Annotated in this window: 42 protein-coding genes; 39 read left to right on the forward strand and 3 right to left on the reverse strand. The window is 34.4% G+C overall.

The window, feature by feature from the left end; translation table 11 throughout:
• Positions 1-92: 92 nt before the first annotated feature.
• Positions 93-1,223 (reverse strand): site-specific integrase, encoded by a 1,131-nt coding sequence (locus tag CO726_RS02510; protein ID WP_099683188.1) that lies wholly within the window; start codon positions 1,221-1,223, stop codon positions 93-95.
• Between the two features lie 161 nt (positions 1,224-1,384).
• On the opposite strand from CO726_RS02510, the gene CO726_RS31650 reads away from it, so the two are divergent.
• Genes CO726_RS31650 through CO726_RS31665 form a run of 4 tightly spaced genes read left to right on the forward strand, consistent with a single transcriptional unit; the run spans position 1,385 to position 2,039 of the window.
• Positions 1,385-1,534, forward strand: a complete 150-nt coding sequence (locus tag CO726_RS31650) for a hypothetical protein (RefSeq protein WP_169513005.1) — start codon at positions 1,385-1,387, stop codon at positions 1,532-1,534.
• A gap of 21 nt (positions 1,535-1,555) precedes the next feature.
• Positions 1,556-1,720 (forward strand): hypothetical protein, encoded by a 165-nt coding sequence (locus CO726_RS31655; protein WP_099683190.1) that lies wholly within the window; start codon positions 1,556-1,558, stop codon positions 1,718-1,720.
• Positions 1,721-1,722: 2 nt separating this feature from the next.
• Positions 1,723-1,881, forward strand: a complete 159-nt coding sequence (locus CO726_RS31660; protein ID WP_099683191.1) for a hypothetical protein — start codon at positions 1,723-1,725, stop codon at positions 1,879-1,881.
• The gene (locus CO726_RS31665) at positions 1,878-2,039 is read left to right on the forward strand and encodes a hypothetical protein (RefSeq protein ID WP_169513006.1); all 162 of its coding nucleotides are present in this window, start codon (positions 1,878-1,880) and stop codon (positions 2,037-2,039) included. Before CO726_RS31660 ends, CO726_RS31665 begins: the two co-directional genes overlap by 4 nt.
• 90 nt (positions 2,040-2,129) lie before the next feature.
• Here the strand turns inward: CO726_RS31665 and CO726_RS02530 are convergent, their stop codons facing one another.
• Positions 2,130-2,474 carry a helix-turn-helix domain-containing protein gene (locus CO726_RS02530; protein WP_044821771.1) on the reverse strand — a complete coding sequence of 115 codons (345 nt, stop codon included), beginning with the start codon at positions 2,472-2,474 and terminating at the stop codon, positions 2,130-2,132.
• A gap of 437 nt (positions 2,475-2,911) precedes the next feature.
• On the opposite strand from CO726_RS02530, the gene CO726_RS02535 reads away from it, so the two are divergent.
• Positions 2,912-4,057: an AimR family lysis-lysogeny pheromone receptor gene (locus tag CO726_RS02535; RefSeq protein WP_099683192.1), complete on the forward strand. Its 1,146-nt coding sequence runs from the start codon at positions 2,912-2,914 to the stop codon at positions 4,055-4,057.
• Positions 4,058-4,335: 278 nt separating this feature from the next.
• Positions 4,336-4,518: a hypothetical protein gene (locus CO726_RS02545; protein WP_000908628.1), complete on the forward strand. Its 183-nt coding sequence runs from the start codon at positions 4,336-4,338 to the stop codon at positions 4,516-4,518.
• Here the strand turns inward: CO726_RS02545 and CO726_RS02550 are convergent.
• The gene (locus CO726_RS02550; RefSeq protein ID WP_001021266.1) at positions 4,515-4,871 is read right to left on the reverse strand and encodes a helix-turn-helix domain-containing protein; all 357 of its coding nucleotides are present in this window, start codon (positions 4,869-4,871) and stop codon (positions 4,515-4,517) included. The two genes, CO726_RS02545 and CO726_RS02550, sit on opposite strands and share 4 nt — an antisense overlap.
• A gap of 168 nt (positions 4,872-5,039) precedes the next feature.
• On the opposite strand from CO726_RS02550, the gene CO726_RS02555 reads away from it, so the two are divergent.
• The 33 genes from CO726_RS02555 (at position 5,040) to CO726_RS02715 (ending at position 21,818) form a co-directional block, all read left to right on the forward strand.
• On the forward strand, positions 5,040-5,234 hold the full coding sequence (locus tag CO726_RS02555) for a helix-turn-helix domain-containing protein (protein WP_000935436.1): 195 nt from the start codon (positions 5,040-5,042) through the stop codon (positions 5,232-5,234).
• A 108-nt stretch (positions 5,235-5,342) separates the two neighbouring features.
• Positions 5,343-5,543 carry a helix-turn-helix domain-containing protein gene (locus CO726_RS02560; protein WP_000284333.1) on the forward strand — a complete coding sequence of 67 codons (201 nt, stop codon included), beginning with the start codon at positions 5,343-5,345 and terminating at the stop codon, positions 5,541-5,543.
• 56 nt (positions 5,544-5,599) lie between these two features.
• Positions 5,600-5,791, forward strand: coding sequence for a hypothetical protein (locus CO726_RS02565; protein ID WP_099683194.1), 192 nt, complete (start codon positions 5,600-5,602; stop codon positions 5,789-5,791).
• A 31-nt stretch (positions 5,792-5,822) separates the two neighbouring features.
• Positions 5,823-6,893, forward strand: a complete 1,071-nt coding sequence (locus CO726_RS02570; RefSeq protein ID WP_099683195.1) for a DnaD domain-containing protein — start codon at positions 5,823-5,825, stop codon at positions 6,891-6,893.
• A 3-nt stretch (positions 6,894-6,896) separates the two neighbouring features.
• Complete coding sequence (locus CO726_RS02575; RefSeq protein WP_099683196.1) at positions 6,897-7,382, forward strand: YpiB family protein; 486 nt, start codon at positions 6,897-6,899, stop codon at positions 7,380-7,382.
• Between the two features lie 13 nt (positions 7,383-7,395).
• On the forward strand, positions 7,396-7,674 hold the full coding sequence (locus tag CO726_RS02580; protein ID WP_099683197.1) for an AbrB/MazE/SpoVT family DNA-binding domain-containing protein: 279 nt from the start codon (positions 7,396-7,398) through the stop codon (positions 7,672-7,674).
• Complete coding sequence (locus CO726_RS02585; RefSeq protein ID WP_099683198.1) at positions 7,667-8,026, forward strand: cell division protein SepF; 360 nt, start codon at positions 7,667-7,669, stop codon at positions 8,024-8,026. The genes CO726_RS02580 and CO726_RS02585 overlap by 8 nt, the downstream gene beginning before the upstream one ends.
• An 18-nt stretch (positions 8,027-8,044) precedes the next feature.
• Positions 8,045-8,209 (forward strand): DUF3954 domain-containing protein, encoded by a 165-nt coding sequence (locus tag CO726_RS02590; RefSeq protein ID WP_099683199.1) that lies wholly within the window; start codon positions 8,045-8,047, stop codon positions 8,207-8,209.
• 25 nt (positions 8,210-8,234) lie between these two features.
• The gene (locus CO726_RS02595; protein ID WP_099683200.1) at positions 8,235-8,708 is read left to right on the forward strand and encodes a sugar ABC transporter substrate-binding protein; all 474 of its coding nucleotides are present in this window, start codon (positions 8,235-8,237) and stop codon (positions 8,706-8,708) included.
• A 26-nt stretch (positions 8,709-8,734) separates the two neighbouring features.
• Positions 8,735-9,196, forward strand: coding sequence for a nucleoside triphosphate pyrophosphohydrolase family protein (locus CO726_RS02600; RefSeq protein WP_099683201.1), 462 nt, complete (start codon positions 8,735-8,737; stop codon positions 9,194-9,196).
• A gap of 32 nt (positions 9,197-9,228) precedes the next feature.
• Positions 9,229-9,471 carry a hypothetical protein gene (locus CO726_RS02605; RefSeq protein ID WP_099683202.1) on the forward strand — a complete coding sequence of 81 codons (243 nt, stop codon included), beginning with the start codon at positions 9,229-9,231 and terminating at the stop codon, positions 9,469-9,471.
• 63 nt (positions 9,472-9,534) lie between these two features.
• Positions 9,535-9,840 carry a hypothetical protein gene (locus CO726_RS02610; RefSeq protein ID WP_099683203.1) on the forward strand — a complete coding sequence of 102 codons (306 nt, stop codon included), beginning with the start codon at positions 9,535-9,537 and terminating at the stop codon, positions 9,838-9,840.
• Between the two features lie 37 nt (positions 9,841-9,877).
• A complete protein-coding gene (locus CO726_RS02615; RefSeq protein WP_099683204.1) occupies positions 9,878-10,261 on the forward strand; it encodes a YopX family protein in 384 nt (127 codons plus the stop codon).
• A 27-nt stretch (positions 10,262-10,288) separates the two neighbouring features.
• Entirely contained in the window at positions 10,289-10,693 is a 405-nt protein-coding gene (locus tag CO726_RS02620; RefSeq protein WP_099683205.1) for a hypothetical protein, read from the forward strand.
• A gap of 47 nt (positions 10,694-10,740) precedes the next feature.
• Positions 10,741-11,196: a hypothetical protein gene (locus CO726_RS02625; RefSeq protein WP_000533094.1), complete on the forward strand. Its 456-nt coding sequence runs from the start codon at positions 10,741-10,743 to the stop codon at positions 11,194-11,196.
• Between the two features lie 31 nt (positions 11,197-11,227).
• Entirely contained in the window at positions 11,228-11,401 is a 174-nt protein-coding gene (locus CO726_RS31670; RefSeq protein WP_169513007.1) for a hypothetical protein, read from the forward strand.
• A 193-nt stretch (positions 11,402-11,594) separates the two neighbouring features.
• Complete coding sequence (locus CO726_RS02630; RefSeq protein WP_099683206.1) at positions 11,595-12,341, forward strand: DNA-methyltransferase; 747 nt, start codon at positions 11,595-11,597, stop codon at positions 12,339-12,341.
• A 37-nt stretch (positions 12,342-12,378) separates the two neighbouring features.
• Positions 12,379-13,299 (forward strand): DNA cytosine methyltransferase, encoded by a 921-nt coding sequence (locus tag CO726_RS02635; protein WP_099683207.1) that lies wholly within the window; start codon positions 12,379-12,381, stop codon positions 13,297-13,299.
• A gap of 32 nt (positions 13,300-13,331) precedes the next feature.
• A complete protein-coding gene (locus CO726_RS02640; protein ID WP_181950576.1) occupies positions 13,332-13,598 on the forward strand; it encodes a hypothetical protein in 267 nt (88 codons plus the stop codon).
• A 73-nt stretch (positions 13,599-13,671) separates the two neighbouring features.
• A complete protein-coding gene (locus tag CO726_RS02645) occupies positions 13,672-14,034 on the forward strand; it encodes a beta barrel domain-containing protein (protein ID WP_099683208.1) in 363 nt (120 codons plus the stop codon).
• A 42-nt stretch (positions 14,035-14,076) separates the two neighbouring features.
• Positions 14,077-14,457 (forward strand): hypothetical protein, encoded by a 381-nt coding sequence (locus CO726_RS02650; RefSeq protein WP_245916528.1) that lies wholly within the window; start codon positions 14,077-14,079, stop codon positions 14,455-14,457.
• A 27-nt stretch (positions 14,458-14,484) separates the two neighbouring features.
• A complete protein-coding gene (locus tag CO726_RS02655; protein ID WP_000645586.1) occupies positions 14,485-14,607 on the forward strand; it encodes a DUF3983 domain-containing protein in 123 nt (40 codons plus the stop codon).
• A gap of 116 nt (positions 14,608-14,723) precedes the next feature.
• Positions 14,724-14,894 (forward strand): hypothetical protein, encoded by a 171-nt coding sequence (locus tag CO726_RS31675; RefSeq protein WP_016109818.1) that lies wholly within the window; start codon positions 14,724-14,726, stop codon positions 14,892-14,894.
• A 27-nt stretch (positions 14,895-14,921) separates the two neighbouring features.
• Complete coding sequence (locus tag CO726_RS02665; RefSeq protein WP_099683210.1) at positions 14,922-15,404, forward strand: ArpU family phage packaging/lysis transcriptional regulator; 483 nt, start codon at positions 14,922-14,924, stop codon at positions 15,402-15,404.
• Positions 15,404-15,946: a site-specific integrase gene (locus tag CO726_RS02670; RefSeq protein ID WP_099683211.1), complete on the forward strand. Its 543-nt coding sequence runs from the start codon at positions 15,404-15,406 to the stop codon at positions 15,944-15,946. Before CO726_RS02665 ends, CO726_RS02670 begins: the two co-directional genes overlap by 1 nt.
• Before the next feature lie 240 nt (positions 15,947-16,186).
• Positions 16,187-16,918, forward strand: coding sequence for a nucleotidyltransferase family protein (locus tag CO726_RS02675; protein ID WP_099683212.1), 732 nt, complete (start codon positions 16,187-16,189; stop codon positions 16,916-16,918).
• Between the two features lie 2 nt (positions 16,919-16,920).
• Positions 16,921-17,670 carry a Panacea domain-containing protein gene (locus tag CO726_RS02680; RefSeq protein ID WP_099683213.1) on the forward strand — a complete coding sequence of 250 codons (750 nt, stop codon included), beginning with the start codon at positions 16,921-16,923 and terminating at the stop codon, positions 17,668-17,670.
• A 453-nt stretch (positions 17,671-18,123) separates the two neighbouring features.
• Complete coding sequence (locus CO726_RS02690; protein ID WP_099683215.1) at positions 18,124-18,384, forward strand: hypothetical protein; 261 nt, start codon at positions 18,124-18,126, stop codon at positions 18,382-18,384.
• A 139-nt stretch (positions 18,385-18,523) separates the two neighbouring features.
• On the forward strand, positions 18,524-18,736 hold the full coding sequence (locus CO726_RS02695) for a hypothetical protein (RefSeq protein WP_000778977.1): 213 nt from the start codon (positions 18,524-18,526) through the stop codon (positions 18,734-18,736).
• 132 nt (positions 18,737-18,868) lie between these two features.
• Positions 18,869-19,123: a hypothetical protein gene (locus CO726_RS02700; protein ID WP_099683216.1), complete on the forward strand. Its 255-nt coding sequence runs from the start codon at positions 18,869-18,871 to the stop codon at positions 19,121-19,123.
• A complete protein-coding gene (locus CO726_RS02705; protein WP_099683217.1) occupies positions 19,113-19,490 on the forward strand; it encodes an HNH endonuclease in 378 nt (125 codons plus the stop codon). Before CO726_RS02700 ends, CO726_RS02705 begins: the two co-directional genes overlap by 11 nt.
• A gap of 128 nt (positions 19,491-19,618) precedes the next feature.
• Complete coding sequence (locus CO726_RS02710) at positions 19,619-20,122, forward strand: phage terminase small subunit P27 family (protein WP_080990785.1); 504 nt, start codon at positions 19,619-19,621, stop codon at positions 20,120-20,122.
• 1 nt (position 20,123) lies between these two features.
• Positions 20,124-21,818 carry a terminase large subunit gene (locus tag CO726_RS02715; protein ID WP_099683218.1) on the forward strand — a complete coding sequence of 565 codons (1,695 nt, stop codon included), beginning with the start codon at positions 20,124-20,126 and terminating at the stop codon, positions 21,816-21,818.
• Positions 21,819-21,921 lie beyond the last annotated feature (103 nt).

Here is a 21,921-nt window from a genome sequence, read left to right on the forward strand (position 1 = left end):
ATACTCTATATATTATTTACTATGATGACTTCATTATAGTGTAAAGAAAAAACTTACACTATAAATGCATTATACCACTTATATTGCGGGGTTTAATCCTCTTGTTTTTCTTCACTGACCACTTTTTGACCACTTCGACCACTTTTCAGTACATTTCCTAGCATTTCAGTTACCTCAATTTGACGTTCTTCATAAACATCAGTATAAATATTTAAAGTTGTAGAAACATTTGTGTGACCAAGTAATTTTGAAACAACCTTTGCATTTGCGCCAGAATCGATTAAAATAGTTGTAAACGTTCTTCGGATATCGTGGAATCTAATATACGGTACGTCAATTGCTTCGCACAAAGCTTTCATTTGGTAGCGTATCGTATATGGATGCACGATTTTTTTATTTCTTGTACAAATTAATAGGTCGAAAGAATTATCTTTTTTATGACTTTGATATTCTAACAGCTCTCCCATTAATTCTTCAGTCATTGGAATCATTCGATTAGATGCTTCGGTTTTTGTTTCACCTAGTTCATACTTACCATCCACAAGCGTTAATGTTCTTTGTACATGAATGGCCTTGCTTTCGAAATTAATATCCTTCCACTGTAAAGCTAATACCTCGCCGATGCGCATACCTGTATGCAAAGCTAAAACGAATGCAATATAATAGCTTCCTTGTATTTTTGCATACTCCATAAACTTCATCGCTTCTTCAACTGTCCAACTAGCCTGCGCTTTCTTTTTAACTTTTGGCCGCTTTGCTTTCTTAGCAGGATTAGAGTTAATCATTTCTAACTCTACGCCTTTATCGAGGATTTGTTTTAACATAACATCAACGGATGAAATGTATTTCGTTGTTAGACCATCTTTAAGTAGCTTCTGATGAAAATTATGCACGGTCAGAGGTTTTATATCTGATAACCTCTTCTCGCCGAATTCAGGCATTACACGTGAGCGTAGAATGCGTTTGTATTGATACAATGTTGATGGTCTACATGATGATTCTTTCTCTTGCATCCAGATTTCTACGAGCTGAGAAAAGCGAATATCACTATTCTCATAATCTCCATTTGCTAAATCATTTGTTACCCTAGCCACTTCTTCTTGAGCAGCTTTCTTTGTTTTAAAACCACCTTTAGTGATTTGTTTCCGTTTACCTGTGATAGGGTCTTTGCCGACATCCATAGTAAAAGACCACTTCTCACCACGTTTACGAAAGTATGCCATGATTTTTCACCTCGTCATAGTCGTTTTCTAGATACAAGCTGTGATATGTGGTAGTGGTATAAGAAATGATAGCATGTAAGCCTAATTTCTGTAAAAGGAAATTTACAGATATAAAAGAAGTGAGCTACAATATTTGTATATTAAATAAAGGAGGGGAAAATATGGAGGAATTGACAAAGGACCCTGGTGGTCACAGAGTAGATGATCCTGGTGTAGGTTGGCATAACGAACCAGGCGGTGGCGGTTGGAAATATGACGAAGATCCAGGAACAGGGTGGAAACCAATTTATGGTCCGGGGACAGGTGTATAAAAGAAAGGGGAGAGTGAGATTATGAAAAGCTACATAAAAGACCCAGGAGGTTCAAAGGTAATTTCTGATCCAGGAGGAGCAGGTGGAAGTCCATTAGTACTTGATCCAGGTAATGGGGGCGCAGGATTAAAAATAGAACCAGGTGGTGGAGGTTTAAAAAATAATACTGATCCAGGAGGATGGTAATTATGTTATTACACTCTAAAGAATCACAGAAACCTGGTACAGGATGGAAGTTATACGATCCGGGGACAGGAGTGGGTATTTTCGATCCAGGATCAGGCGGGGGATATACAACTGATCCAGGTGGTGGATGGCGAAAAGAACAGGGAGGTTTAAGAAAATGAAAATAGATAACTTTGATCCAGGCGGTTTAGGTGGAAGTCAATTGAGGTATGACCCAAATCTGTGTGGAGGGGATTGGAAAGATCCAGGTGGCGGAATGGGTATGTATGATCCTGGGGCAGGTGGAGGATACATAAAAGATCCAGGCACAGGAATATAAAAAAAGAGAGCTAAGTGCTCTCTTTTTTTGTTGATAAAAATTTGTTAATTTTTATCGTTGTGATTGGAAATGTTTTCTACTACAATCGACTCATAACAGCTCGTTATGAGTTTTAAGGAACTTTGCATATAAAACGAGTTGTTTACAGAATTGCTCTCGTTGAGATTCATCCAGGCCTGCGAAAACCGTTTGAATTTCATCGAGGGCATTTGCTATGTTCTTTTCATGTGGTGTGCTCGTTCTACCCATTAACGCATCAACAGAAACACCTAAATATGTTGCAATGCGATCGAGAGTGTCGAGGTCAGGTTGATTATAGTTAATTTCTAAATTGCCAACTTGACTACGACTTAACTGCACTTTTTCACCGAACTCTGATTGAGTAAGGGAACGACTTGATCTAAACTTTTTTAAATTTTCTCCAAATGTATTCATAGTTTTAGTATAAATACATGAGAATTTTTAGACTATACATGTCACTAAATTTGTCTTTATAATAGTAAATATCACGTAAATTGACATTCGAACAAAAAACATATAGAACAAACGTTCTTTTGGTGGTAAAATATTCTTAATGAAAAATAGAATTTTTGAAAAAAACTTTCTCAACATGATTTGACCATAATCAGGACGAACATTCTAAATCTTATGATAAACTGAATTTAGCGAAAGAAGGAATAAAAAAAGACCCACGGTGTTATAGATGTGAGGCCACACAGCTATAACATTTAACCCTAGCCTAGATAGGGAAAGTTTCCATGAGTCAGTACATAGTATAGCATACTTCATAAGTGTAAAGAAAATTATGATTCATTTTCCTATTGAGAAAAAAGGGATATGTTTTGGGTTCTGATTTGGGAGGGAATTTTAGAATGAAGAGCTTTATCAAGAACTTACAGGAGCATATCAATTATCTTAAGTTGGATGTTGGTACATTAGCTAAAAAAGCAGAGATTGATAGAACTAATCTTAATAGGATTTTAAATGGGAAAATTAAAGAAATGAAGTTGGAGTCATTCTTATTAATTGCTCCCGACTTGTATCCAAATTGGAAGGAACGTAGAAAGAAAATTAGAGAATTTATATTGCTTTGCCAGAGTGATTTAAACATAAAAAAGGCACTGTCTTACTGCCAAACAGTCGGTGAGTATCAATTAATGAAAAAATTAATTAAAAAACATATTAGCAGCGATAAAAAAGGGAAAATAAACAAATATCTACATTTGTATGATTTATATAATCAAAGAAATTTGAACAAATTAGAAGGAGAAGAATTGCAAAGGAAATTAGATGAATTACCATACTCTAAAAATGTAGACTATCAAATAATAGTAGACATGTTACATGGGTTTGCGCTGTATGATAGTAGTAATTTCATGGCTATGGTCCCGTATTCTAAAAAGATCGATCAAAACTTACCATTAGTAGAGAATGCATTTATAAAAAAACATTTGGATTTGCAACATGATGATCGTAAGTCTCATATTAATTTGTTTAGTAATAAAATAAAAGAATGCAGGGACATTTGTAATAGTATAATAAAATCCGCTCCGGAAGATTCAGTTATAAAGGCTAAATCGTTGAGTTGCTTAGGGGAGTCTTTTATACTTGAAAATCCTTTTCAAGCGGAAACGTACTTTTTGGAAAGCCTAAAATTAATAAAAAGCTTAGGTATTACTACTTATAGTAGAATGTATCGTGCAGTTCATAGCACATTAGCTTTTTTGCGAATTGAGTATGGAATAAATGTAGATAAAATAGATTGGGATTTTGTAGGAGAAGCGGAAAAAGCTTTCTTTGATGCTAAATTTGGTTCAGGAGTTAAAGCTAGAGCTTATTTTGAAGACTTAAAAAAACAAGGAAAAACTTTGTCCGCATTTAAATTATATTATTTATTTTTTGTAGATAGAAATGATATAATGGTTCTCAAAGAGGCTTTAGAAAAATTCGCTAATAATGGGAATGTATTCTATTCAAATTTGGTAACACGTCTTTTAATTAAAGAGGGAGTGAAGTAGGTTGAAAAAAGTTATTCTTACAATGATATGTGTTTTAGGACTACTAGGAGTAGTTGAACAAAACAAATATACTTCACAAGCACATTCAAGTAAAGTAGAAACTACATATCTAATGGTTGATCCAGGAACTCATTAGAAATTTATAAATTATTTTTCAAGACGCTACTACTAAGTAGCGTCTTGAGTGCTTTTTAAGGGGTATGCATTTTTGAAAAACGTTACAAAAATGCACAGTTTGTTAAAAAAATCACATAATTATTGGGATGGAGGAGTTCGTATTGTTAATAAGTGGCGAAGAAAAAATAAAATCCATGATTAAATATTTATTAGGGGATAAAGTCTCAGAAAATGACACTCTTCATGCTTTGAAAGAAATACATAAACAAGGATTCATTACTGATAATGAATTAAGTGAAGTCATGCAGCAAATGGAACCAAAAAAAGGACTAGCCTCATGCTAATCCTTTTTTTCTTGTTTTAACATTCTTTGGATAGCTACTTCTAAAAGCGCTTTGACGCTTTCGATTTCCTCAGGAGACAGCTTTCTTCCATCCCAATGCAATTCATCACTTTCAAATATTTCTTTTATATTATTGCTACTTTTAATGGAATTATCGCTTTTCCCGAATAAGTAATCAATGGGAACATTGAAGAAATCAGCTAATTTTTCAATGTTCTCACGTGAGGGGATTTTTGTCCCTTTTTCATATTTGGAAATAGTTTGCTTGCTCACACCAATATTTTCGCCTATTTTTTCTTGTGTTAGTTTTCGTTCTTTTCTTAACTCGAATATTCTCTCCCCTATGATATTCATCTATAACATCCTTTCGCGCTACTTGTAAAAAAGTATCTAGTTTAAATGTAACAATGAGTAGCCCTAATGGCAACGTAAAAATAAAAAATAAATTTTTGAAAATAAAAAGTTGCCTTTAGGGCTACTTTTGGTTATACTAAGTTTAGAAGTTGAAGGTGGTGACTTAAAATGCTAAATACACAACGAATTAAATCTCTAAGACAAAAAAATGGTTATTCTTTAGAATACGTTTCAAAGGCTTTAGGTCTGAAATTCAAACGTTCTTATCATAACGTTGAAAAAGGAGAATCAGGATTATCAGTAGAGAAACTAAAAAAACTTTCGGAACTTTATGGTGTATCGATCAGTGATCTAATAAAGTGAGAGAGATTTTTTTTACAACTTAAGTCGCCTTTAAGGCTACAATCGAGACGACGTTATAAGATAGTGTATCCATATTTAAACTTAAAAAAATGATTGGAGTGAAAAAACATGTACCAAATTAAACAACTACCATTTTCACTGAAAGCGGAGGATGTACAGGAATTCTTAAATATTTCTCGATCAGCCGCATACGCACTTATGAAGAGAAAGGACTTCCCAACAATTGTAATTGGAAAAAGCAAACGCGTTAAAGCGGAAGACTTTCTTAAATGGGTAGAAGCACAAAAGGTGGGAACAAATGCTAGTTAAAATAGAATTTCAGGTTTTTAACAAAATTACCGTTTGATAAATAAGGAGGTGATCTAGTGGAAGATACAACATCATTAGTAGCATTCGCAATGTTTATCGCATTTAGTGTGTTGCTACTCTACATTACTTATGAACCGATAAAAAGATGGGCTTGGAGTGACGTAAAACAAAATAAAAAGACCCACGGCAATGGGTCCTTTCAAAAAAAACAAGTTGCTATAAGTATACCACGGAAAACAGGGAAATAGCACATTGGTTTTATGAAAAGGAGTGAAGGCTATGAACAACAAGGTATTACAAATAGGTCAAATAAATTTCCGTGGCAATGTTATAGATCATGGATGGTTTAAAACACTCACGTTAGATAATGGCAAACCTAATATTGTTGCAATTACTATCTTAGGGGAATTCGTTTATTGGTATAAACCTACTGAAGTAAGAAGTGAAGAGTCTAGTCAAGTTCAATACAAGCAAAAGTTCAAGGCAGACATGCTCCAAAAAAGTTATCAACAATTAGCCGATTCATTTGGATTTACAAAAAGGCAAGTAAAAGAAGCGTGTGATTTTTTAAAAGAACGTGGTCTTATAAAAATTGAATTTAGGACGATTGTTGTTAACGGGACAAGGTGCAATAACGTTATGTATGTCGAACCTATACCTGAAATGATTCAAAAAATATCCGTTATGTATTGGGGGAATGACACCCCTCCTACTTTAAAACGTAATAGGGCTGTTACATCAGAGAGTAAGAGGGTCTTACGTTCTAAAGGAACACCCTCTTACAACGAAACGGAAGAGCCTCTTACATTAGAACGTAAGACAAATACAGAGATTACTACAAATATTACTACAGAGATTACTACAAATATAAATGATGATGATAATGCCGCTTCAACTCAGAAATTAATTGATCAAGAATTTAAAATCAGTTACAACTTTTTACTTAAAAAGGGTATTCCGTTAAGTGAAATTGCAATACAAGAATTAGGTGAGTTTTGCGATAGATTCGGTAATGAATTAATTACTCACGCTGTTAATAAAGCAATTGATGAAAATGTACCAAAGTGGAGATATATCCGTAGTATTTTAAGTAGTTGGGAAAAGGCAAAAGTAAAAACATTAGATGATGTTGCTGTTTTAGATACTCGATTTGAAATGAGTAAGCAAAATAAAAAGCGTACTGGCAAAGGCTTTGTTAACCGAACTGAAACTGTACCAGATTGGCTTCATCAGCAGGATAAGCCTGAACCAATGCCACAACCGCAGCAAACTCCAAGCGATGATATCGAAGAAAACAAGAAACGTCTTGATGAGATTTTAAACAAATATAAAAATACTAAGGGGGAGTAAGGTATGAAAAAAGTTCCGGTTGATAAAAAGCGAGCTCTCATAGATTTCCTGTTAAGGAACGTCTTATCAAAAGGTGATGAAGGTTATCGCCTTTTATATACATTCAATAAATATGACCATTTCGCAGAGCGAGTTCAATTTGTAGAAGATGCTAAGGCGTATGCATATGCAATTAAAGTTTCAGAAGAATCTTTAGGGGATAACGAGTTCTTATTTTTTAAACGTGATGAAATTGTTATGAGTAGTTTCAGTGCATTTGAACATTTTGACGAGAATAGAGAGGACACAATTTACATTCAAATAAATTTCACAGGAAAATACAGCAATAAATTGTATCTGGAAGTAGTTGAAAATGATGACTGTACATTAACGCCATATCTTAATGAAGAAGATTATGTTGAAATTGATCGATTGCTTAAATACCAACTTATAGATTATGCACTTGATACAAAAAATGAAGAAATGTTTCGTGAACTAGTTTCAAATTAAGGGGGAGTTAATAATGAAGAACACAGGTGTAGCAAGAAAAGTGGATGAGCTAGGGCGTGTAGTAATTCCGGTAGAGTTACGCAGAACTTTGGGGATAGCTGAAGGAACAGCACTAGAATTTCATGTTGAGAGTGAAAACATTGTTTTAAGAAAACAAGAAAAGTCATGCTTAGTAACAGGTAAGGTTTCTGAATCAAACATGGAATTGTTGGATGGTCGAATGTTTTTGAGCAAGGAAGGGGCAACTGAATTGCTGGACATTCTTGAAAAGAGTGTGAAGGTACATGCCTAAACAGCTAAATATTTTTGAAGTTGAGCCATCCATTTGTGAATTCGATGTAATGAAAGCAAATGTGAAAAGAGGAACTGGACGCACTACATATGCAGATGTACGCGTTCATGTTCCAAAGAATGCAAAGTGTACGGATGAGTTACCACGCACAACAAAACAAGATGATCGCTATGACATCTTCGAACAATATGTAATGGCAATTTGGAGATTTCAACGAGCTGTAGATAAGTTTTTTAGTTGGGATACAGCGGAAGAGTTGTGTAAGGCGGCAAGGGATAAAAAAGAAATAATTCCAGTGCGGGTTTATTTAGGAAGTGGCTTTAAACCTGATGTTGTCGAGTACATGCGGTAGTAAAAGGGAGAGGGACATATGAAAAAAGAGATTGATGTTACAAATAATAAACTTCTTGTGGTAAATGATGGTGAAGTCCTTTCATTCAATCCACCAGAAAGTGGTTTTGGTGAACAAGTTGTAATTTGGGTAAATGGTAAGGTTGGTCATGTTAAAACTACTTCTAATGAAAAGATAAATTAACTAGTTTTTAAAGGGAGTGTTTGAAATGTCGGCTTTTAAAGTGCATATCGCTTTAGAAGAAGTGGATTTCTTATGGGATCAAAGAGAGGTGTTCCAATTCCGGGAGCTTTGGAAAAATAATCACACTCTTTTAGAGATTTCTAAAAAACTTAAAAGAAAGCAAATTGAAGTAGCAGCACTTATTATAGATCAAGTTGACAAATTTAAAATCCATAATCGGAAAATGGGTTTAGGGAAAATCGGTGAAAAGAGTATTCGGAATAAAAAGAAAAAAGAAATACCGCCATACGTGTATATCGCTTTGGAAGAAGTGAATTTCATTTGGAAGGAGGAAGATATAAAGCGTTTTAAGGATTTATGGAAAAAACGATTTAACGTTGAAGATATAGCAAACAGGCTTGGAAGACATCAAATAGAAATAGCGGCATTAATACTTGATCAGTTTGGTTTAGAGTACATGCTAAATAGTTTGATAAAAACAGAAAAACGGGTTTCTTAATTAAATTGTTGAAGGAGCGAATAAAAATGAAAGCAATGAAAAACGGTGTTATGGAAGTAACTAAATTAATCAACAAATCAAAGGAAGGACAATCTTTAATGAACAACAATCAAATTTGTGAATTAGATCAATATCAAGAAGCGGCACTACGTACATGGAATACAAATCAGGATTTTGGTGGACGTGTTTTAAATGCAGCATTAGGACTTTCTGGAGAATCTGGTGAGGTTGCGGATATTGTAAAAAAAGCTATTTTCCATGGTCATGGATTTGATCCGGCCCATTGTCCAGGAGAAGAAGAAGGGAATACGCATAAAATCGCTTTAGAGTTGGGAGACATCTTGTACTACATTTCAATCATGTCTCACGAAATGGGATATACCCTAGAAGATATCGCTGAAATGAATATCGCTAAATTAGCTAAAAGATATCCGGATGGATTTAGTCGGGAAGCAAGTCAAGCACGTGTGGATGTAAATCAAGAATAGATTTGTACTTTAACAACCAAGGGGGATTTAATATGGATCAAGATAAGGAACGCCGTATTGGCGTATTGACTGAAATGTTAAAAGATAAAATTGAAAGCATTGAGAAACGAAACGCTACACATGTTTATGATGAAGTTAATGAAGCGTTTGGTAAACATATGGCTTTTATTTTATCAAAAGAGGAATTTAGTCATTTTACTGTTGCCGATTTAAAGCCAGTTTCAGATGTATTAGTTGATTTTCAAAATAGATATTCTAAGAGATGCGAAGTGTAGAAGGTGATTCGGAAAATAAAGTTATACAATTTGAATTTTATTAAAAAGTGGAGGGGAATAGATATGATGAAGGTTTTTAAAATGAATGATTGTGATTGGGTTTGTGCTGAAACGGAAGAGCAAGCAAAAGAGTTTTACAAAAATGAGTGCGGATTTGAAGATGATGAAGTCAATGAGTATTTCGAAGGAGAGGTAAGTTTAAATACCATGATGCATGTAGATGCAGATGACTTGCCAGAAGAAGAACTTACTAAATGTCAGCAGATGACTAAGTACGGCGATACATTGTTGATCTTAAAACCATTCAAATGGGTAATTGAACATGAAAACATTACAAGTCCTTGTGTTATAGCTTCAACAGAATACTAAACAAAAGCGTTATTTTAATCGAAAAGGGGAATGCGACATGTGCGAGGTCAAGTATCGTTTATTTGGGAAAGAACTTCAAATTATGTATAGCTGGGAAGAAATTTTAGATTTCCATAGTTTAAGAGATACTTTGAAACATGGTGGAAATGAGGATAGATATTATTCCTCATTGATGCAATATACAGGAGAAAAAGATGTATACGGAAATGATATTTACGAAGGTGATATTGTATATCAAGAATTTTATGACCGTATATCAGAAAAACATGGATTTACAGGAGTAGTTAAGCAAAGGGAAGGTGCTTGGTGGATTTGTAATGGAATAGATCATGCTGAGTTGTTGTGGAGTGAATTAAACCTAAATCATATAAAGGGGAATATCTACGAGAATACAGAGCTGTTAGAAAGTTGGACAAAATAGTTATTGAATAAGAAAAGGGGAATGGAAATGTCTTTTAAATATACATTATTAATTTCGCAGTACTATCATTCACGTCATATGTTCATTGTAAATCATAAAGAAGATTTCCTTGAACAGGCTAAAAAATGTACAACAGGGCTAATTGAATATAAGAGAGATAAGGATAATAATCGTGAAATTGATTTGGGAGATTTAGTCTACTTTAAAGATGGTGTTATTCGTCGAAGATACAATGTCAATGATCAAGGGGATATCTACTTTATTCAAGGTGACTCTATACAGAGTTTGATGAAAGAAATTTCACATTATGAAGAGATGTCAATAAAAGAAAGTCGAGGATACATTAAGAAAGCAATACTCAATAATATCGCTGAGCACCATCGATTATCGGAAATCACTAAAATAGTAGAGAAGTATTTTGAGGTAGCTTAATTTAAAACAAAATTCTTATTTGGTAAGTAGGAGGTGAATATGGCAGTATGGGTCGCTTAATTACTTCTATAAAACAAACAACTAAATTATTCCGAGCACCTCAACGGATTGGGGAAATCACAGAGTACAAAGGGAAACCTTATTTAATAATTGGCATCGAGAATTTTCAAATCATAGGAAATCAAATTTCTATATGGTACACAGTGCAGGATATGGAGAATCATAACTTTATTTCGAAGCAGGCGGCGTACCCTGAATATGGTTTGGAAGAAGCTTATGTTCAGGGTAAATATGATGCCGATTTTGAACATGTCCAATTAGGAAGGACGTTTGAATGTGAAGGAGAAAGATATAAGATTTTAGAGTATACGGATATTGTATTAAAAGGAACTGATATAGAAGTTTCGTTTATGGCGAGTAAAGTGCTTCCTGTAGATCGTAAGACAGTGAAGTCAAGATACTTAAATGAGAAAAAGAAAAAACTAGCTATAGAAATTCTATAAAATCGTTATTTGAAAGAAAGGAAGAATAGAAATGAAGGTTTATGGAACAACAATAGTTACCTATAGCGTGGATATCAATGTGAAAAGTATACATCCACAGGATATTAGCATAAAGGAATCAAATGAGCTAATAAAAAAAGCGATTGAAGATAAATATGGAGTACATGTTAAAAGTGATATTTGCGTAGAGGGATTTAGACCTTAATAAAAACGCTATTTGGTAGCAAATAGTTGAGCCAACGTATGGACTAAATACATCTTGAGGTGGGGGTCTTACTGCCCGTGAATGCGTGGGTAAAGGTTGTTTTTCCTGCACCAGTTAGTCCTCTTAATCCAATAACTTTAACTTTTATAGGTAGGAGACTGTATCCGGTCATGCAAGGAAGCGAGGAGGGCACATGATAAATCAAATTCACAACATAGATTGTTTGGAAGGAATGAGGTTACTGCAGAGTAAATCGATAGACATGATTTTATGTGATCTACCGTATGGAGTAACACAAAATAAGTGGGATGTGGTCATTCCTTTCAATGAGATGTGGAAACAATACGAGCGGATTATAAAAGATAACGGAGCTATCGTTTTAACGGCTACACAGCCATTTGCAGCGCAATTAATTGCAAGTAACCCTAAACTATTTAAATACGATTTAATTTGGAAGAAAAACAAAAGTACGGGATTTTTAAATGCTAAGAAAATGCCTTTACGAAACCATGAATATATTTTAGTTTTTTATAAAAAGTTACCTACGTATAATCCGCAGAAAACAACAGGACATAAGCCAGTTAATCAATACACTAAGCATTCGGCAGACGGAACGAATTATGGAAATACTAAATCGGTAAGCGGTGGTGGACAAACAGATCGTTATCCAAATTCTATTATTGATATTCCGGTTGTAAATAATGATTCAAAAGAACGGATTCATCCAACACAAAAGCCAGTTGAGTTATTCGAATGGTTAATCAAGAGTTATACAAATGAAGATGATATTGTTCTTGATAATTGCATTGGTTCGGGAACAACTGCAGTATCTGCTATAAATACAAATCGTAATTTTATAGGTTTTGAGATTTCAGAAGAATATTGTGCTGCAGCTAATGAACGGATTAATAATCTACAGCAAGTTTTACAAGTTATTTAGACAAAAACTTCATTTTAGTAGAAAGCGAGGTGGTGATATGAGTCTTACTTTTATAGATTTATTCGCAGGACTGGGTGGTTTTAGGTTAGGTATGGAACAAGCAGGACATAAATGTCTTGGGTATGTAGAATGGGACAAGTTTGCTAGGAAAAGTTATGAAGTAATTCATGATACCGGAGAGGAGTGGACATGGAATGACATTTCAACAATTGACTATAGAAACATTCCTAAATCCGACTGTTGGACTTTCGGATTCCCGTGTCAAGATATCTCAATTGGAGGGAAAACACAAGGATTTGATGGGAAAAGATCCTCTCTATTCTTTGCAGTTACTAAATTATTACGCCAAACAAAAGAATGGAGTCCCGAAAGATTACCTAAAAAATTATTCATTGAAAACGTTAAAAATTTTCTCTCAGTTAACGGAGGATGGGACTTTCTCAAAGCCCAAATTGAATTGGGCGAAATCGGGTATGACTGTGAATGGGAATTACTCAATTCTAGAGAGTTCGGAGTTCCCCAAAGCAGAGATCGAGTATTTATTATCGGACATCTTAGAGGACACAGCAGACGAGAAGTATTTCCTATCAGAAGAACTATTGCAGCAACTCCGCCACCAAGAACAGGAGGATTTAAAATAATTAATAACACTGTTCAAGGCTATGATTATGCTGGAGAAAATGATGTGATTAATTTCGCTTTCCCTGGATCAAACACAAGGCGCGGCCGGGTAGGACGTGGATATTTTCAAACGATAGATACCCAATGTTCACAAGCTGTTCTAGATAAAGGAAGATGGCGGCAAATTACACCACGAGAAGCGTTTCGTATACAAGGATTCCCTGATTGGGCGTTCGATAAAGCGAGAGAAGTAAACAGTGATGTGCAGCTGTTTAAACAAGCAGGAAACTCAGTGACTGTTCCAGTCATTTATGAAATAGCAAAGAGATTAGTATAAAAATTTCATTTTGTAGTAAAGTAGGTGATCCGGTGGGGTATACGTTCATATTTTTACTAGGTTGGATTATTGGTCTAGTTACGGGATTGGTAGAAAAAGTGAATAGCAAAATAAACGCGAATGAGAAACGAAAAGATATTATCAAAGCTAATTACCATGAATATAGCGAACTAGCAAAAGAACGGCAAAAGATACGTGAAGAAAATGAGTTTTTAAAAGATGATATTCAAATAAGGGACGAGCGTATTGAGGGACTTGAAAGAGAGTTATACGAATTAAGAGCAGCCAGCAAAAGCTAACTGCTCAGGTAAGAAATGGGTTGTCTACAGTGTTGACGGAATATTGAGTTTTATTCAGGGGAGGAAGAGGAAAATGGCTAAAATCAAAATAGTAGAAGGTCAGGAAATATTCGTTACTAATTTAGGTGGTTGGTACTCAAAACCTAAAGCTAATTTAGAAAAATGGATTGTTGTTAAAGCAAATGGTACAAGTTTTTATGCTAATCCAGAAGGTGTAGAAGATAGATCTCCGTATAAATTCAGCCAAAAAGATTTTCTTCATAGAAGTGGTTTTGCTGATGATTATAAAGCGTATCTTACGGAAAACGAATATTGGGAAATGATTGAACGTAGTAAAGAAAGAGTCCAATTAAGAAAAGAATTAAAAGACACGGTCGATAAGATGTCACTGATAGAACTACGTAAATTAAAAGAAGTACTATTTTCAACAAAATAATCCTTTTACAGATAAGGAGAGATTGAACTGGAAACATTCGATATGGGATTAAAAAGTAATTGGAGAGCATTTAAAGAATTTGTGGAGAATAAACAAAAAGATTATTTAACTAAGTATTACTTTGTATATGAAGAATGTGACTGTGGTGATACGTCTTACGTTTTCGTACAACATAACGAGTTGGACGAGTGGTTAGAGAAAATGTTTTGGAAATGGATGCGTTATGATACTGATGATTTAACAAATTCAATGAATGATATAAAAGTTTGGAAACTAATATCTGAGGATGAATTTAAAAAATGTAGCCCACTTTATAAAGGGTCAAGAAAAACATCTATTGTTATTAATGGTGAAGTGTATTATAGAAAACTAATAAAAATCAACGTAGAGCCGTCCGTAATTGTGTCAACTGATATTTATTAATATATTTATTGAAGCGAGGTTGGGAGAATGAAAGCTTTGAAGAAAAGAAAAATTAGAAAAGCAATTGCTCGTCGCACAAAAGAAGTGGAGAAGTATCAAGTTAATAAAGCTTGGAGAAACATCTTTGTACAAGCTGGTATTTTAAAGTGAAGAGAAACCAAATATAGTCCGGCTAGAAAACTAGAGGACACCAATTTTTAGAACAGTAATTAAAGCTGTTTTAGGAATAGGTGTCCTTTTTATTTTGAAAAGGGAGATGGGGAAATATGAAAGCATTAAAAGACCAATTACGTGAGTGGAAAAAGCAATCGAATCAAACAAAAAAGAAAACCAAGAAGAAACGAAAAGAGAAGTTAAGCACTCGTGACATTGAAGGTTTAATGGGAATTCATGGTCCACGTTATGAACGTAGACGCGGTGCTTTAAGACAAAAATAATTAAAAAAATAAAAGGAGTGGTCTTACATGACTAAACAATTATCTTTCTTGCCAAAAATCGATAGAGTAGCAACGCAGAAAAAATTAGAAGGTGTTCTTGAAAGCGTACGTTTATATAGACAGTTTGGAATGATGCGTGAAGAAATGAAAGTCACTCCTTCTTATGAACTTAGATATCACGGCCCTACAAATGATGTAGGCAAACCATTAGAAGATGTAGCGATGGCTAATATACAACAAAGTAAGCGAGAAGAGTGGGTTAAGCAAACGTCATTTCGCATTGACCAATTCCTTAGTCGTTTGGGTAATGGACGTGCAGGAAAGGATCAAAGAAACATCATCATTAAGCGTTATTTAGAAGATGAAGATGTATGTGACTATATGGTATATAACGAAATTGGCATGAGTGAGCGTACTTATCGACGTGTTAAGGCTAGAGTATTTTATAAACTTGCTTTTGCTCTTAGATTAGAAGTTTATGAAACTGAAGAAACTGGAGGTAATGAATAATGAATTTTGTTCAGCCGATACGTGATCCAGAACAAATACAGCAGTTGAAAGACTATTTTAAGGAAAAGAGCTTACGTAATTATATTCTCTTCATTATGGGAATCAATACAGGCCTGAGAATATCGGATATTTTGAAACTGAAGGTAGGAGATGTCAAAGGTAGTCATATATCCATGAGAGAAAAGAAAACAGGGAAACAGAAACGAATACAAATTACTGCAGCACTGAAAAGAGAACTTAAATGGTTTATTGAAGAAAGAGAAGATCATGAGTACTTATTGCAAAGTAGACAAGGTAGGAATCGTCCAATTGGTCGTAGCATGGCATATAAGATATTAAGTGGCGCAGCGGAAGAGTTCGGATTAGATGAAATAGGCACACATACGCTTAGAAAGACGTACGGGTATCATATGTACATGCAAACGAAAAACATAGCATTACTCATGGAGATATTCAATCACTCGTCAGAGAAGGTCACATTACGTTATATAGGGGTAAATCAAGATGCAATGGATAAAGCAATGACTAGGTTTAAAATCTAAGCATTGCTTTTTCTTTTTAAAACTATACAGTTACTCATAAATTTCGTACTGTGTAACTCAAAAGGGAAAGTTTAATTAGGTCAATGATAGCAAGGGATTCAGTGAAGGGGTCAGTTACACACAATATAAGATATGGGTAACTGGTATACTGAATAAATGGAATGAAATTCATTTTTCTGGTATTATATATGAAAGGGGAGTTTAAATTTCTTTATGATTTGTTAGGAGAAGGGGTAAGAATTGGAAAGCTTACAATTAAAAAGTTTACAAGAAACTAAACCATATTGTTATTATAATGAGATACAACAGATTATCATTGAAATTTGTCATTTTCATAATGAATTCTCGGCAGCGTGGATAAAAAAGAATCAGTCAAGCGAATTAGAATTTCTAAACTTTAATAAGAAACAAGTTAGACAAGTGACTGATATTATTGAAGAAAGAGAAGTATTCTTTCTGAAGGATAAATTTAATAGTCTTATAAAAAGCTATATGAATGAATTAAAGCCTTTAACAATAGATTTCGAGATGGAATATAAATATGAAAAGTTTGATTTTCGGTCTCGTGGAAAACAATTTGATTCGATAATGAACAAATTAAAATATTACAGAGTTGGAAAACAAGGGAATGGAGTTTTTGGAGCTTTTAATCTCAATAAATGCTTAAACGATCTTTTCGGTATTCGAATAGTGATTGAAGATTTTGACCATAATTGTAAGAGGTTTTATCAATTATGTGAAGAGTTGAGAACTAAACATAGAATACGTATAATGGATTCGTCAAAGCATGGTTATAAAGCGACTCACATATATTTTCATGGGGAAAGTAATCAGTATTTTCCTTGGGAGTTACAAATATGGAATGCAAATGATTGTAAATCAAATGACATTTCACATGGAATACATAAACGCGCATATACTGAATGGGCATCAATTTATAAGAATTCAAAAGAAATTGAGGGAGGTGCTTAATTATGGCTTTTCACTTTATCGCAGTTATGAGTCACTATTCGCACGGGGGACGAATTGCATGGCATTATTCTGCCGAAACTCGACTTGATAAAGAATTCATCCAAAGCTTCTTTAGTCGAGTAGAAAGAAAATGTGGAGAAGTACAATTAGGTATCCACAAATTATCGACAGAGTCTACTAGTTGGGATTCTGTAGTACAAAAGGATTCTTTCTTTAAAGATGTATATAGAACTCAGGATATCGATACTTTTATTGGGATGGTTATTCAGGATCAGGAATTAAGTCCTACAGATGTTTCGAAATTTATACTATCAATTTTGCCATCTTCACATCTTAAATTACAAAAATTGCTTTATTTTTCATATGCAGAATTCTTGTTACAAACAGGCGTTAAATTATTTAAAGAGCCATTAGTAGCTTTTAAATATGGTCCTGTAGTTGAAAGTGTTTTTCACAAGTATAAAGTTCATGGCTCTACAGTAATTGATTCTAAAGAAGATGAGACAATTTGCTATTCAACAGAATCATTAGCAATTACACCTTCTATTATGAAAGTGGCATCTTCAGAACATGGTGATGCGGCAATGGCGTGTATTTTAAAAGTATTAGAAAAGTATGGTGGATATAGCGCGGGAGATTTAGTTGATAAGACACATCAAGCAGGAGGTCCTTGGGATAGAGTGTTTAAGCCGGGGGCTAATTGTGAAATTACTGATGATTTAATTATACAATATCATCAGGCGATTCATTAATTTTGGAAGCATCCTTTCGAGGGTGCTTTTTTTTATTGCTTATTTTTGAGGGAAATAAGTGGCAGAGTCGTGACCGCTTTTTGGCAGGGAATGTGCCGGTTGTTTTGGAATAAACGTGATATATTTGTATTGTGAGAAGTGGCGGAAAACACAACTCACTATGTTGTTTCTAATTTTCTAAACGGCTTCATTATGCGGCACATAAAATCCGAAACCAGCAGATGGTACTGATTGAATGTTACCGTTAATAAGGAGAGCTTTTGCTCTTCTTTGAGCTAACAACATCCTAGGTAGATGGAATGAGGGAAACCTGATAAGTTTGCTGATAGTGTCTGTCGTGGTTGTTAGCTGAAAGAAGAATAAAACTTCACATACCGTAATTTAATTGTAAATAAATAATTGTTCTTAAAGCATCCATTCTGGTGCTTTTTTTATTTTGGAGGAGGATGAAGGATGAGTGAACAAAAGAGCGCATTATCAGTGAAGGTAGAAGTTGATACAAAAGAAGCGAAAGAGAACGTTAAGGAATTGACTGCTGCAGTTCATGAATGTGTGGAAGCATTCGAGAAGTTGGAAAAGGTTATGGGTAGATTTATTAACAAGAACGATTCAATTGAAATAGAAGTTCCTGTTCTTTTAAATGGAAAGCAAATAGCTGAAGGTGTTACGAGAATTACAGAAACAGAAAAAGAAATAGCTTTAAGAACATGTTAAGGAAAAATAAGGAGGAAACAAAAATGAAAACAAATTTAGTTACTACTATTAGCAAGGATGGTAAAACTTCAGTCGTGGATCAGAATGCGGAACGAATTTTAATCAAAGCGGAAAAGATTACTATTGTAGGTGAGAATAAATGAAACTAACTAAACAAGAACAAGCGGTTATAATCAGCACATTCATTTCGATGTTAGGAACAGACCTTGTAAATGAGCGTATCGATAAACAAAAATTAGAAAGTGTGCTTCCTATCTTTAATGAGATGGAAGATAACACAACACCAAAGCAAAGAAGAGAAGCAATGGTTAGTTTGCTCGATAAAACAATAGACGAATTTTTAAAACAATAGCCATAAAAAAGGAAAAGCAACTCGCATGGGGGCGAATCGCTTTTCCTGATGGCAATGTTAATTTCATTATAGCAATTTGTATTTATTTGTAAATATATAATCGGAATATTCTTTCAAAGGAAGTGAAGATAGATGCAAGTCTACTGTTCTAACTGTAATGAAAATTACGAGATGCAACCACAAGTAGAGCAACTTTCTAATCGTATTGAGAAGTGTTTCTTCACATGTCCTCATTGTGGCCATCAACATGTTGCTGCATATGTGAACGATAAGGTTCGTAAGTATCAAGCTGACATTGCAAAGTGTCATGAACGGATTAATAAAAAGAATCTGGCCATCGAGGATGAAATGAAACGGTTGAGAAAGAGGATGGAAGGTGCCAAGTAAACCATTCAAGCCGTGCAAGTCATTAGGTTGCAATGAACTGACACGGGATAAGTATTGTGCTAAACATATCGAAAAGGAAAAAGAAACCGTAAGATATTACGACAAACATATTCGAAACAAAAGCTCACGTTCATTCTACAATTCAAGATTGTGGAAGGATATGCGTGAGCTTATTTATCGTAGAGATCATGGACTATGTGTTCAATGTAGAAGCAAGGACACCATTAAGATAGGTGATGTAGTCGATCATATCATTCCTATTCGTGTTGATTGGTCGAAACGATTAGAGCCATCCAATTTACAAACGCTTTGTCATGCTTGCCATAACAAGAAAACAAAAGAAGATGAGAAGAAAAACAAAAAATAATTCGAAAGAAAAAATTCATAAACACCCCCCACTATGAAAAAGCAAAAGGCGAATCACTGGAGACCGCCGCCTAGCTTTCCGTGCAAAAAGTTCGTTTTATTCTATAAAAGGGGGTTCAGCCGAGGGAGGTGGTTCGCATAGGAAGGAAAGCAAAGCCGATTCATTTGCATTTATTAGAAGGTAATACAAATCGATTGACAAAAGATGAAATTGAACAGCGATTAAAAGCAGAAAAACAATTACAAGCAAAAAAGGACAAGGTAAAGCCACCAACGTGGTTAGATTCAGTTGCTAAGAAAGAATTTAGACGGATTGCTGGTGAATTACTAGAGCTAGATGTTATTACAAACATAGATGTGAATGCATTAGCAACGTATTGCGATGCTTACTCTGACTATGTTGAATGCACCAAAATTATACGAGAAGAAGGACTTCTTGTTGAATATACCAATAAGGCAGCTGAAACCAATAAAGTTCCACATCCACTACTTACAAAGAAGAAGCAATTGCATGAACAAATGAAGGCTTTGGCTGTTGAGTTTGGTCTTACACCAAGTGCAAGAGCGAAAATTGTCATTCCAAATATAAAACAAGGTCCGAAAACAAATGTAGAAAAGGAGTTTGACGTATAACATGATCAGACAATGGATGTTGGACTACTGTGATGATGTACTGAATGATGAAGTTGTTGCTTGTCAGAAGCATAAACAGGCTTGTAAACGATTTTTAAGAGATATTGAACGTGAAGGTTCTGAAGATTTCCCATATGTTTTTAAGGAAGAGAAAGCACTTCGTTTCCTAAAGTGGATGTCTCTTTTTAAACATACAAAAGGAAAATTAGCAGGTCAGAGAATTGAACCGCATTCGATACAAATTTTTGTATTCAGCAATATTTATGGATGGGTTCATCGTAATACAGGATTAAGGCGATTTAAAAAGGCATATTGGCAAGTTGGACGTAAAAATGCAAAGTCTCAATCTTTAGCGTGTGTAGGCTCTTATGAAGCAATGGCATTTGGTGAAAATATGTCAGAAGTATACATTGGAGCCACGAAAACGGAACAAAGTAAAATTGTTTGGAATGAAATTAAAGCACAAATGAATGGGTGTGAAGATTTAAAAGGAAAGTTCAATATTGCATATGGGAAAATTGAACATCTTAAAACCGATTCTTTTATTTCAGCGCTATCAAAAGATGCTGGGAAATCTGGTGATGGACTAAATGTTCAGTGCGGAATTATTGATGAATATCATGCACATCCTACTTCTGAAATTTATGATGTTCTAGTTTCAGGTTCGGGTGCTCGTCCGAATCCACTCATGATGATTATAACGACAGCTGGTTTTAATTTGAGCCACCCTTGTTATCGTGTGGAGTATCAATATGTTTCTAAGATTTTGGACCCTAATATTGATATTGAAAATGAAGAATATTTTGTCATGGTTAATGAATTAGATAAAGATGATGAGATTACAAATGCAGAAGTGTGGGAGAAAGCAAATCCAATTCTATGTAGTTATGAAGAAGGACGTACTTTCTTAAAAGGGGAACTTCAATCAGCCCTTGATGTACCTGAGAAAATGCGTAATTATCTCACGAAAAACATGAATAGATGGGTGGATATGAAAGAAAATGGATACATGGATATGCAAAAATGGAAAGATTGCAAAGAAACTGTGGAATTATCCGAATTAAAAGGGTTGGAATGCACAGTTGGTGTCGATTTATCAGCAAAAATTGACTTAACAAGTGTAGATTTTGAATTTAAAAAGGATGATACGTATATTGTAATTAGTCATAGTTTTATGCCGGAAGATACTTTGTATGAGAAAAGAAAAACAGATAAAGTTCCGTATGATCTTTGGATACAGCAAAGGTGGATTACAACAACACCTGGTGCGGTAGTTGATTATGAATATATAAAAAAACATATTAAGACCATGGAAAAAGAGAATAAATTCAAAATAAAAGAAATATGTGCTGACCCTTGGAATGCAACGCAATTCATGCAAGACATGGAAGCAGAAGGGTATACAGTGGTGGAAATACGTCAAGGAATGGCAACTTTATCAGGCCCTACAAAGGATTTTCGTGAACAAGTTTATCAGAAAAAAGTCATCCATAATAACAATCCTGTATTAAATTGGGCTGTTAGTAATGCTATAACAAAACAGGATGCTAACGAAAACATTATGTTGGATAAATCAAAAGCAACAGAAAGAATTGATCCAATTGCAGCCGTTATTAACTCGCATGTTCGATGTATGCTCAATTCTGGTGAGATGGACTTAAATTCCTATATTTTAAGTCAAGATTTCTCATTTTAGGAGGAATCATATGAGATTCTTGTTATTTTTTATAAGTATTTTAGAAGATATTTTATTAATTTCGGGGTTGTCCATTATTGTAGGGACGACTTTTTTTGTTAAT

The organism is Bacillus fungorum (assembly GCF_002746455.1).
GTDB lineage: Bacteria > Bacillota > Bacilli > Bacillales > Bacillaceae_G > Bacillus_A > Bacillus_A fungorum.

Excerpts from the sequence above, each read along its gene's own strand:
- CO726_RS31675 (WP_016109818.1), top strand. The coding sequence starts at position 14,724 with ATGAAAGCATTAAAAGACCAATTACGTGAGTGGAAAAAGCAATCGAAT.
- CO726_RS02670 (WP_099683211.1), top strand. The coding sequence starts at position 15,404 with ATGAATTTTGTTCAGCCGATACGTGATCCAGAACAAATACAGCAGTTG.
- CO726_RS02615 (WP_099683204.1), top strand. The coding sequence starts at position 9,878 with ATGTGCGAGGTCAAGTATCGTTTATTTGGGAAAGAACTTCAAATTATG.
- CO726_RS02595 (WP_099683200.1), top strand. The coding sequence starts at position 8,235 with ATGTCGGCTTTTAAAGTGCATATCGCTTTAGAAGAAGTGGATTTCTTA.
- CO726_RS02600 (WP_099683201.1), top strand. The coding sequence starts at position 8,735 with ATGAAAGCAATGAAAAACGGTGTTATGGAAGTAACTAAATTAATCAAC.
- CO726_RS02575 (WP_099683196.1), top strand. The coding sequence starts at position 6,897 with ATGAAAAAAGTTCCGGTTGATAAAAAGCGAGCTCTCATAGATTTCCTG.
- CO726_RS02620 (WP_099683205.1), top strand. The coding sequence starts at position 10,289 with ATGTCTTTTAAATATACATTATTAATTTCGCAGTACTATCATTCACGT.
- CO726_RS02695 (WP_000778977.1), top strand. The coding sequence starts at position 18,524 with ATGAAACTAACTAAACAAGAACAAGCGGTTATAATCAGCACATTCATT.
- CO726_RS02625 (WP_000533094.1), top strand. The coding sequence starts at position 10,741 with ATGGGTCGCTTAATTACTTCTATAAAACAAACAACTAAATTATTCCGA.
- CO726_RS02510 (WP_099683188.1), bottom strand. The coding sequence starts at position 1,223 with ATGGCATACTTTCGTAAACGTGGTGAGAAGTGGTCTTTTACTATGGAT.
- CO726_RS02560 (WP_000284333.1), top strand. The coding sequence starts at position 5,343 with ATGTACCAAATTAAACAACTACCATTTTCACTGAAAGCGGAGGATGTA.
- CO726_RS02655 (WP_000645586.1), top strand. The coding sequence starts at position 14,485 with ATGAAAGCTTTGAAGAAAAGAAAAATTAGAAAAGCAATTGCTCGTCGC.
- CO726_RS02700 (WP_099683216.1), top strand. The coding sequence starts at position 18,869 with ATGCAAGTCTACTGTTCTAACTGTAATGAAAATTACGAGATGCAACCA.
- CO726_RS02690 (WP_099683215.1), top strand. The coding sequence starts at position 18,124 with ATGAGTGAACAAAAGAGCGCATTATCAGTGAAGGTAGAAGTTGATACA.
- CO726_RS31660 (WP_099683191.1), top strand. The coding sequence starts at position 1,723 with ATGTTATTACACTCTAAAGAATCACAGAAACCTGGTACAGGATGGAAG.
- CO726_RS31665 (WP_169513006.1), top strand. The coding sequence starts at position 1,878 with ATGAAAATAGATAACTTTGATCCAGGCGGTTTAGGTGGAAGTCAATTG.
- CO726_RS02630 (WP_099683206.1), top strand. The coding sequence starts at position 11,595 with ATGATAAATCAAATTCACAACATAGATTGTTTGGAAGGAATGAGGTTA.
- CO726_RS02530 (WP_044821771.1), bottom strand. The coding sequence starts at position 2,474 with ATGAATACATTTGGAGAAAATTTAAAAAAGTTTAGATCAAGTCGTTCC.
- CO726_RS02535 (WP_099683192.1), top strand. The coding sequence starts at position 2,912 with ATGAAGAGCTTTATCAAGAACTTACAGGAGCATATCAATTATCTTAAG.
- CO726_RS31650 (WP_169513005.1), top strand. The coding sequence starts at position 1,385 with ATGGAGGAATTGACAAAGGACCCTGGTGGTCACAGAGTAGATGATCCT.
- CO726_RS02585 (WP_099683198.1), top strand. The coding sequence starts at position 7,667 with ATGCCTAAACAGCTAAATATTTTTGAAGTTGAGCCATCCATTTGTGAA.
- CO726_RS02590 (WP_099683199.1), top strand. The coding sequence starts at position 8,045 with ATGAAAAAAGAGATTGATGTTACAAATAATAAACTTCTTGTGGTAAAT.
- CO726_RS02550 (WP_001021266.1), bottom strand. The coding sequence starts at position 4,871 with ATGAATATCATAGGGGAGAGAATATTCGAGTTAAGAAAAGAACGAAAA.
- CO726_RS02680 (WP_099683213.1), top strand. The coding sequence starts at position 16,921 with ATGGCTTTTCACTTTATCGCAGTTATGAGTCACTATTCGCACGGGGGA.
- CO726_RS02580 (WP_099683197.1), top strand. The coding sequence starts at position 7,396 with ATGAAGAACACAGGTGTAGCAAGAAAAGTGGATGAGCTAGGGCGTGTA.
- CO726_RS02665 (WP_099683210.1), top strand. The coding sequence starts at position 14,922 with ATGACTAAACAATTATCTTTCTTGCCAAAAATCGATAGAGTAGCAACG.
- CO726_RS31670 (WP_169513007.1), top strand. The coding sequence starts at position 11,228 with ATGAAGGTTTATGGAACAACAATAGTTACCTATAGCGTGGATATCAAT.
- CO726_RS02635 (WP_099683207.1), top strand. The coding sequence starts at position 12,379 with ATGAGTCTTACTTTTATAGATTTATTCGCAGGACTGGGTGGTTTTAGG.
- CO726_RS02555 (WP_000935436.1), top strand. The coding sequence starts at position 5,040 with ATGCTAAATACACAACGAATTAAATCTCTAAGACAAAAAAATGGTTAT.
- CO726_RS02650 (WP_245916528.1), top strand. The coding sequence starts at position 14,077 with ATGGGATTAAAAAGTAATTGGAGAGCATTTAAAGAATTTGTGGAGAAT.
- CO726_RS31655 (WP_099683190.1), top strand. The coding sequence starts at position 1,556 with ATGAAAAGCTACATAAAAGACCCAGGAGGTTCAAAGGTAATTTCTGAT.
- CO726_RS02715 (WP_099683218.1), top strand. The coding sequence starts at position 20,124 with ATGATCAGACAATGGATGTTGGACTACTGTGATGATGTACTGAATGAT.
- CO726_RS02605 (WP_099683202.1), top strand. The coding sequence starts at position 9,229 with ATGGATCAAGATAAGGAACGCCGTATTGGCGTATTGACTGAAATGTTA.
- CO726_RS02570 (WP_099683195.1), top strand. The coding sequence starts at position 5,823 with ATGAACAACAAGGTATTACAAATAGGTCAAATAAATTTCCGTGGCAAT.
- CO726_RS02610 (WP_099683203.1), top strand. The coding sequence starts at position 9,535 with ATGATGAAGGTTTTTAAAATGAATGATTGTGATTGGGTTTGTGCTGAA.
- CO726_RS02645 (WP_099683208.1), top strand. The coding sequence starts at position 13,672 with ATGGCTAAAATCAAAATAGTAGAAGGTCAGGAAATATTCGTTACTAAT.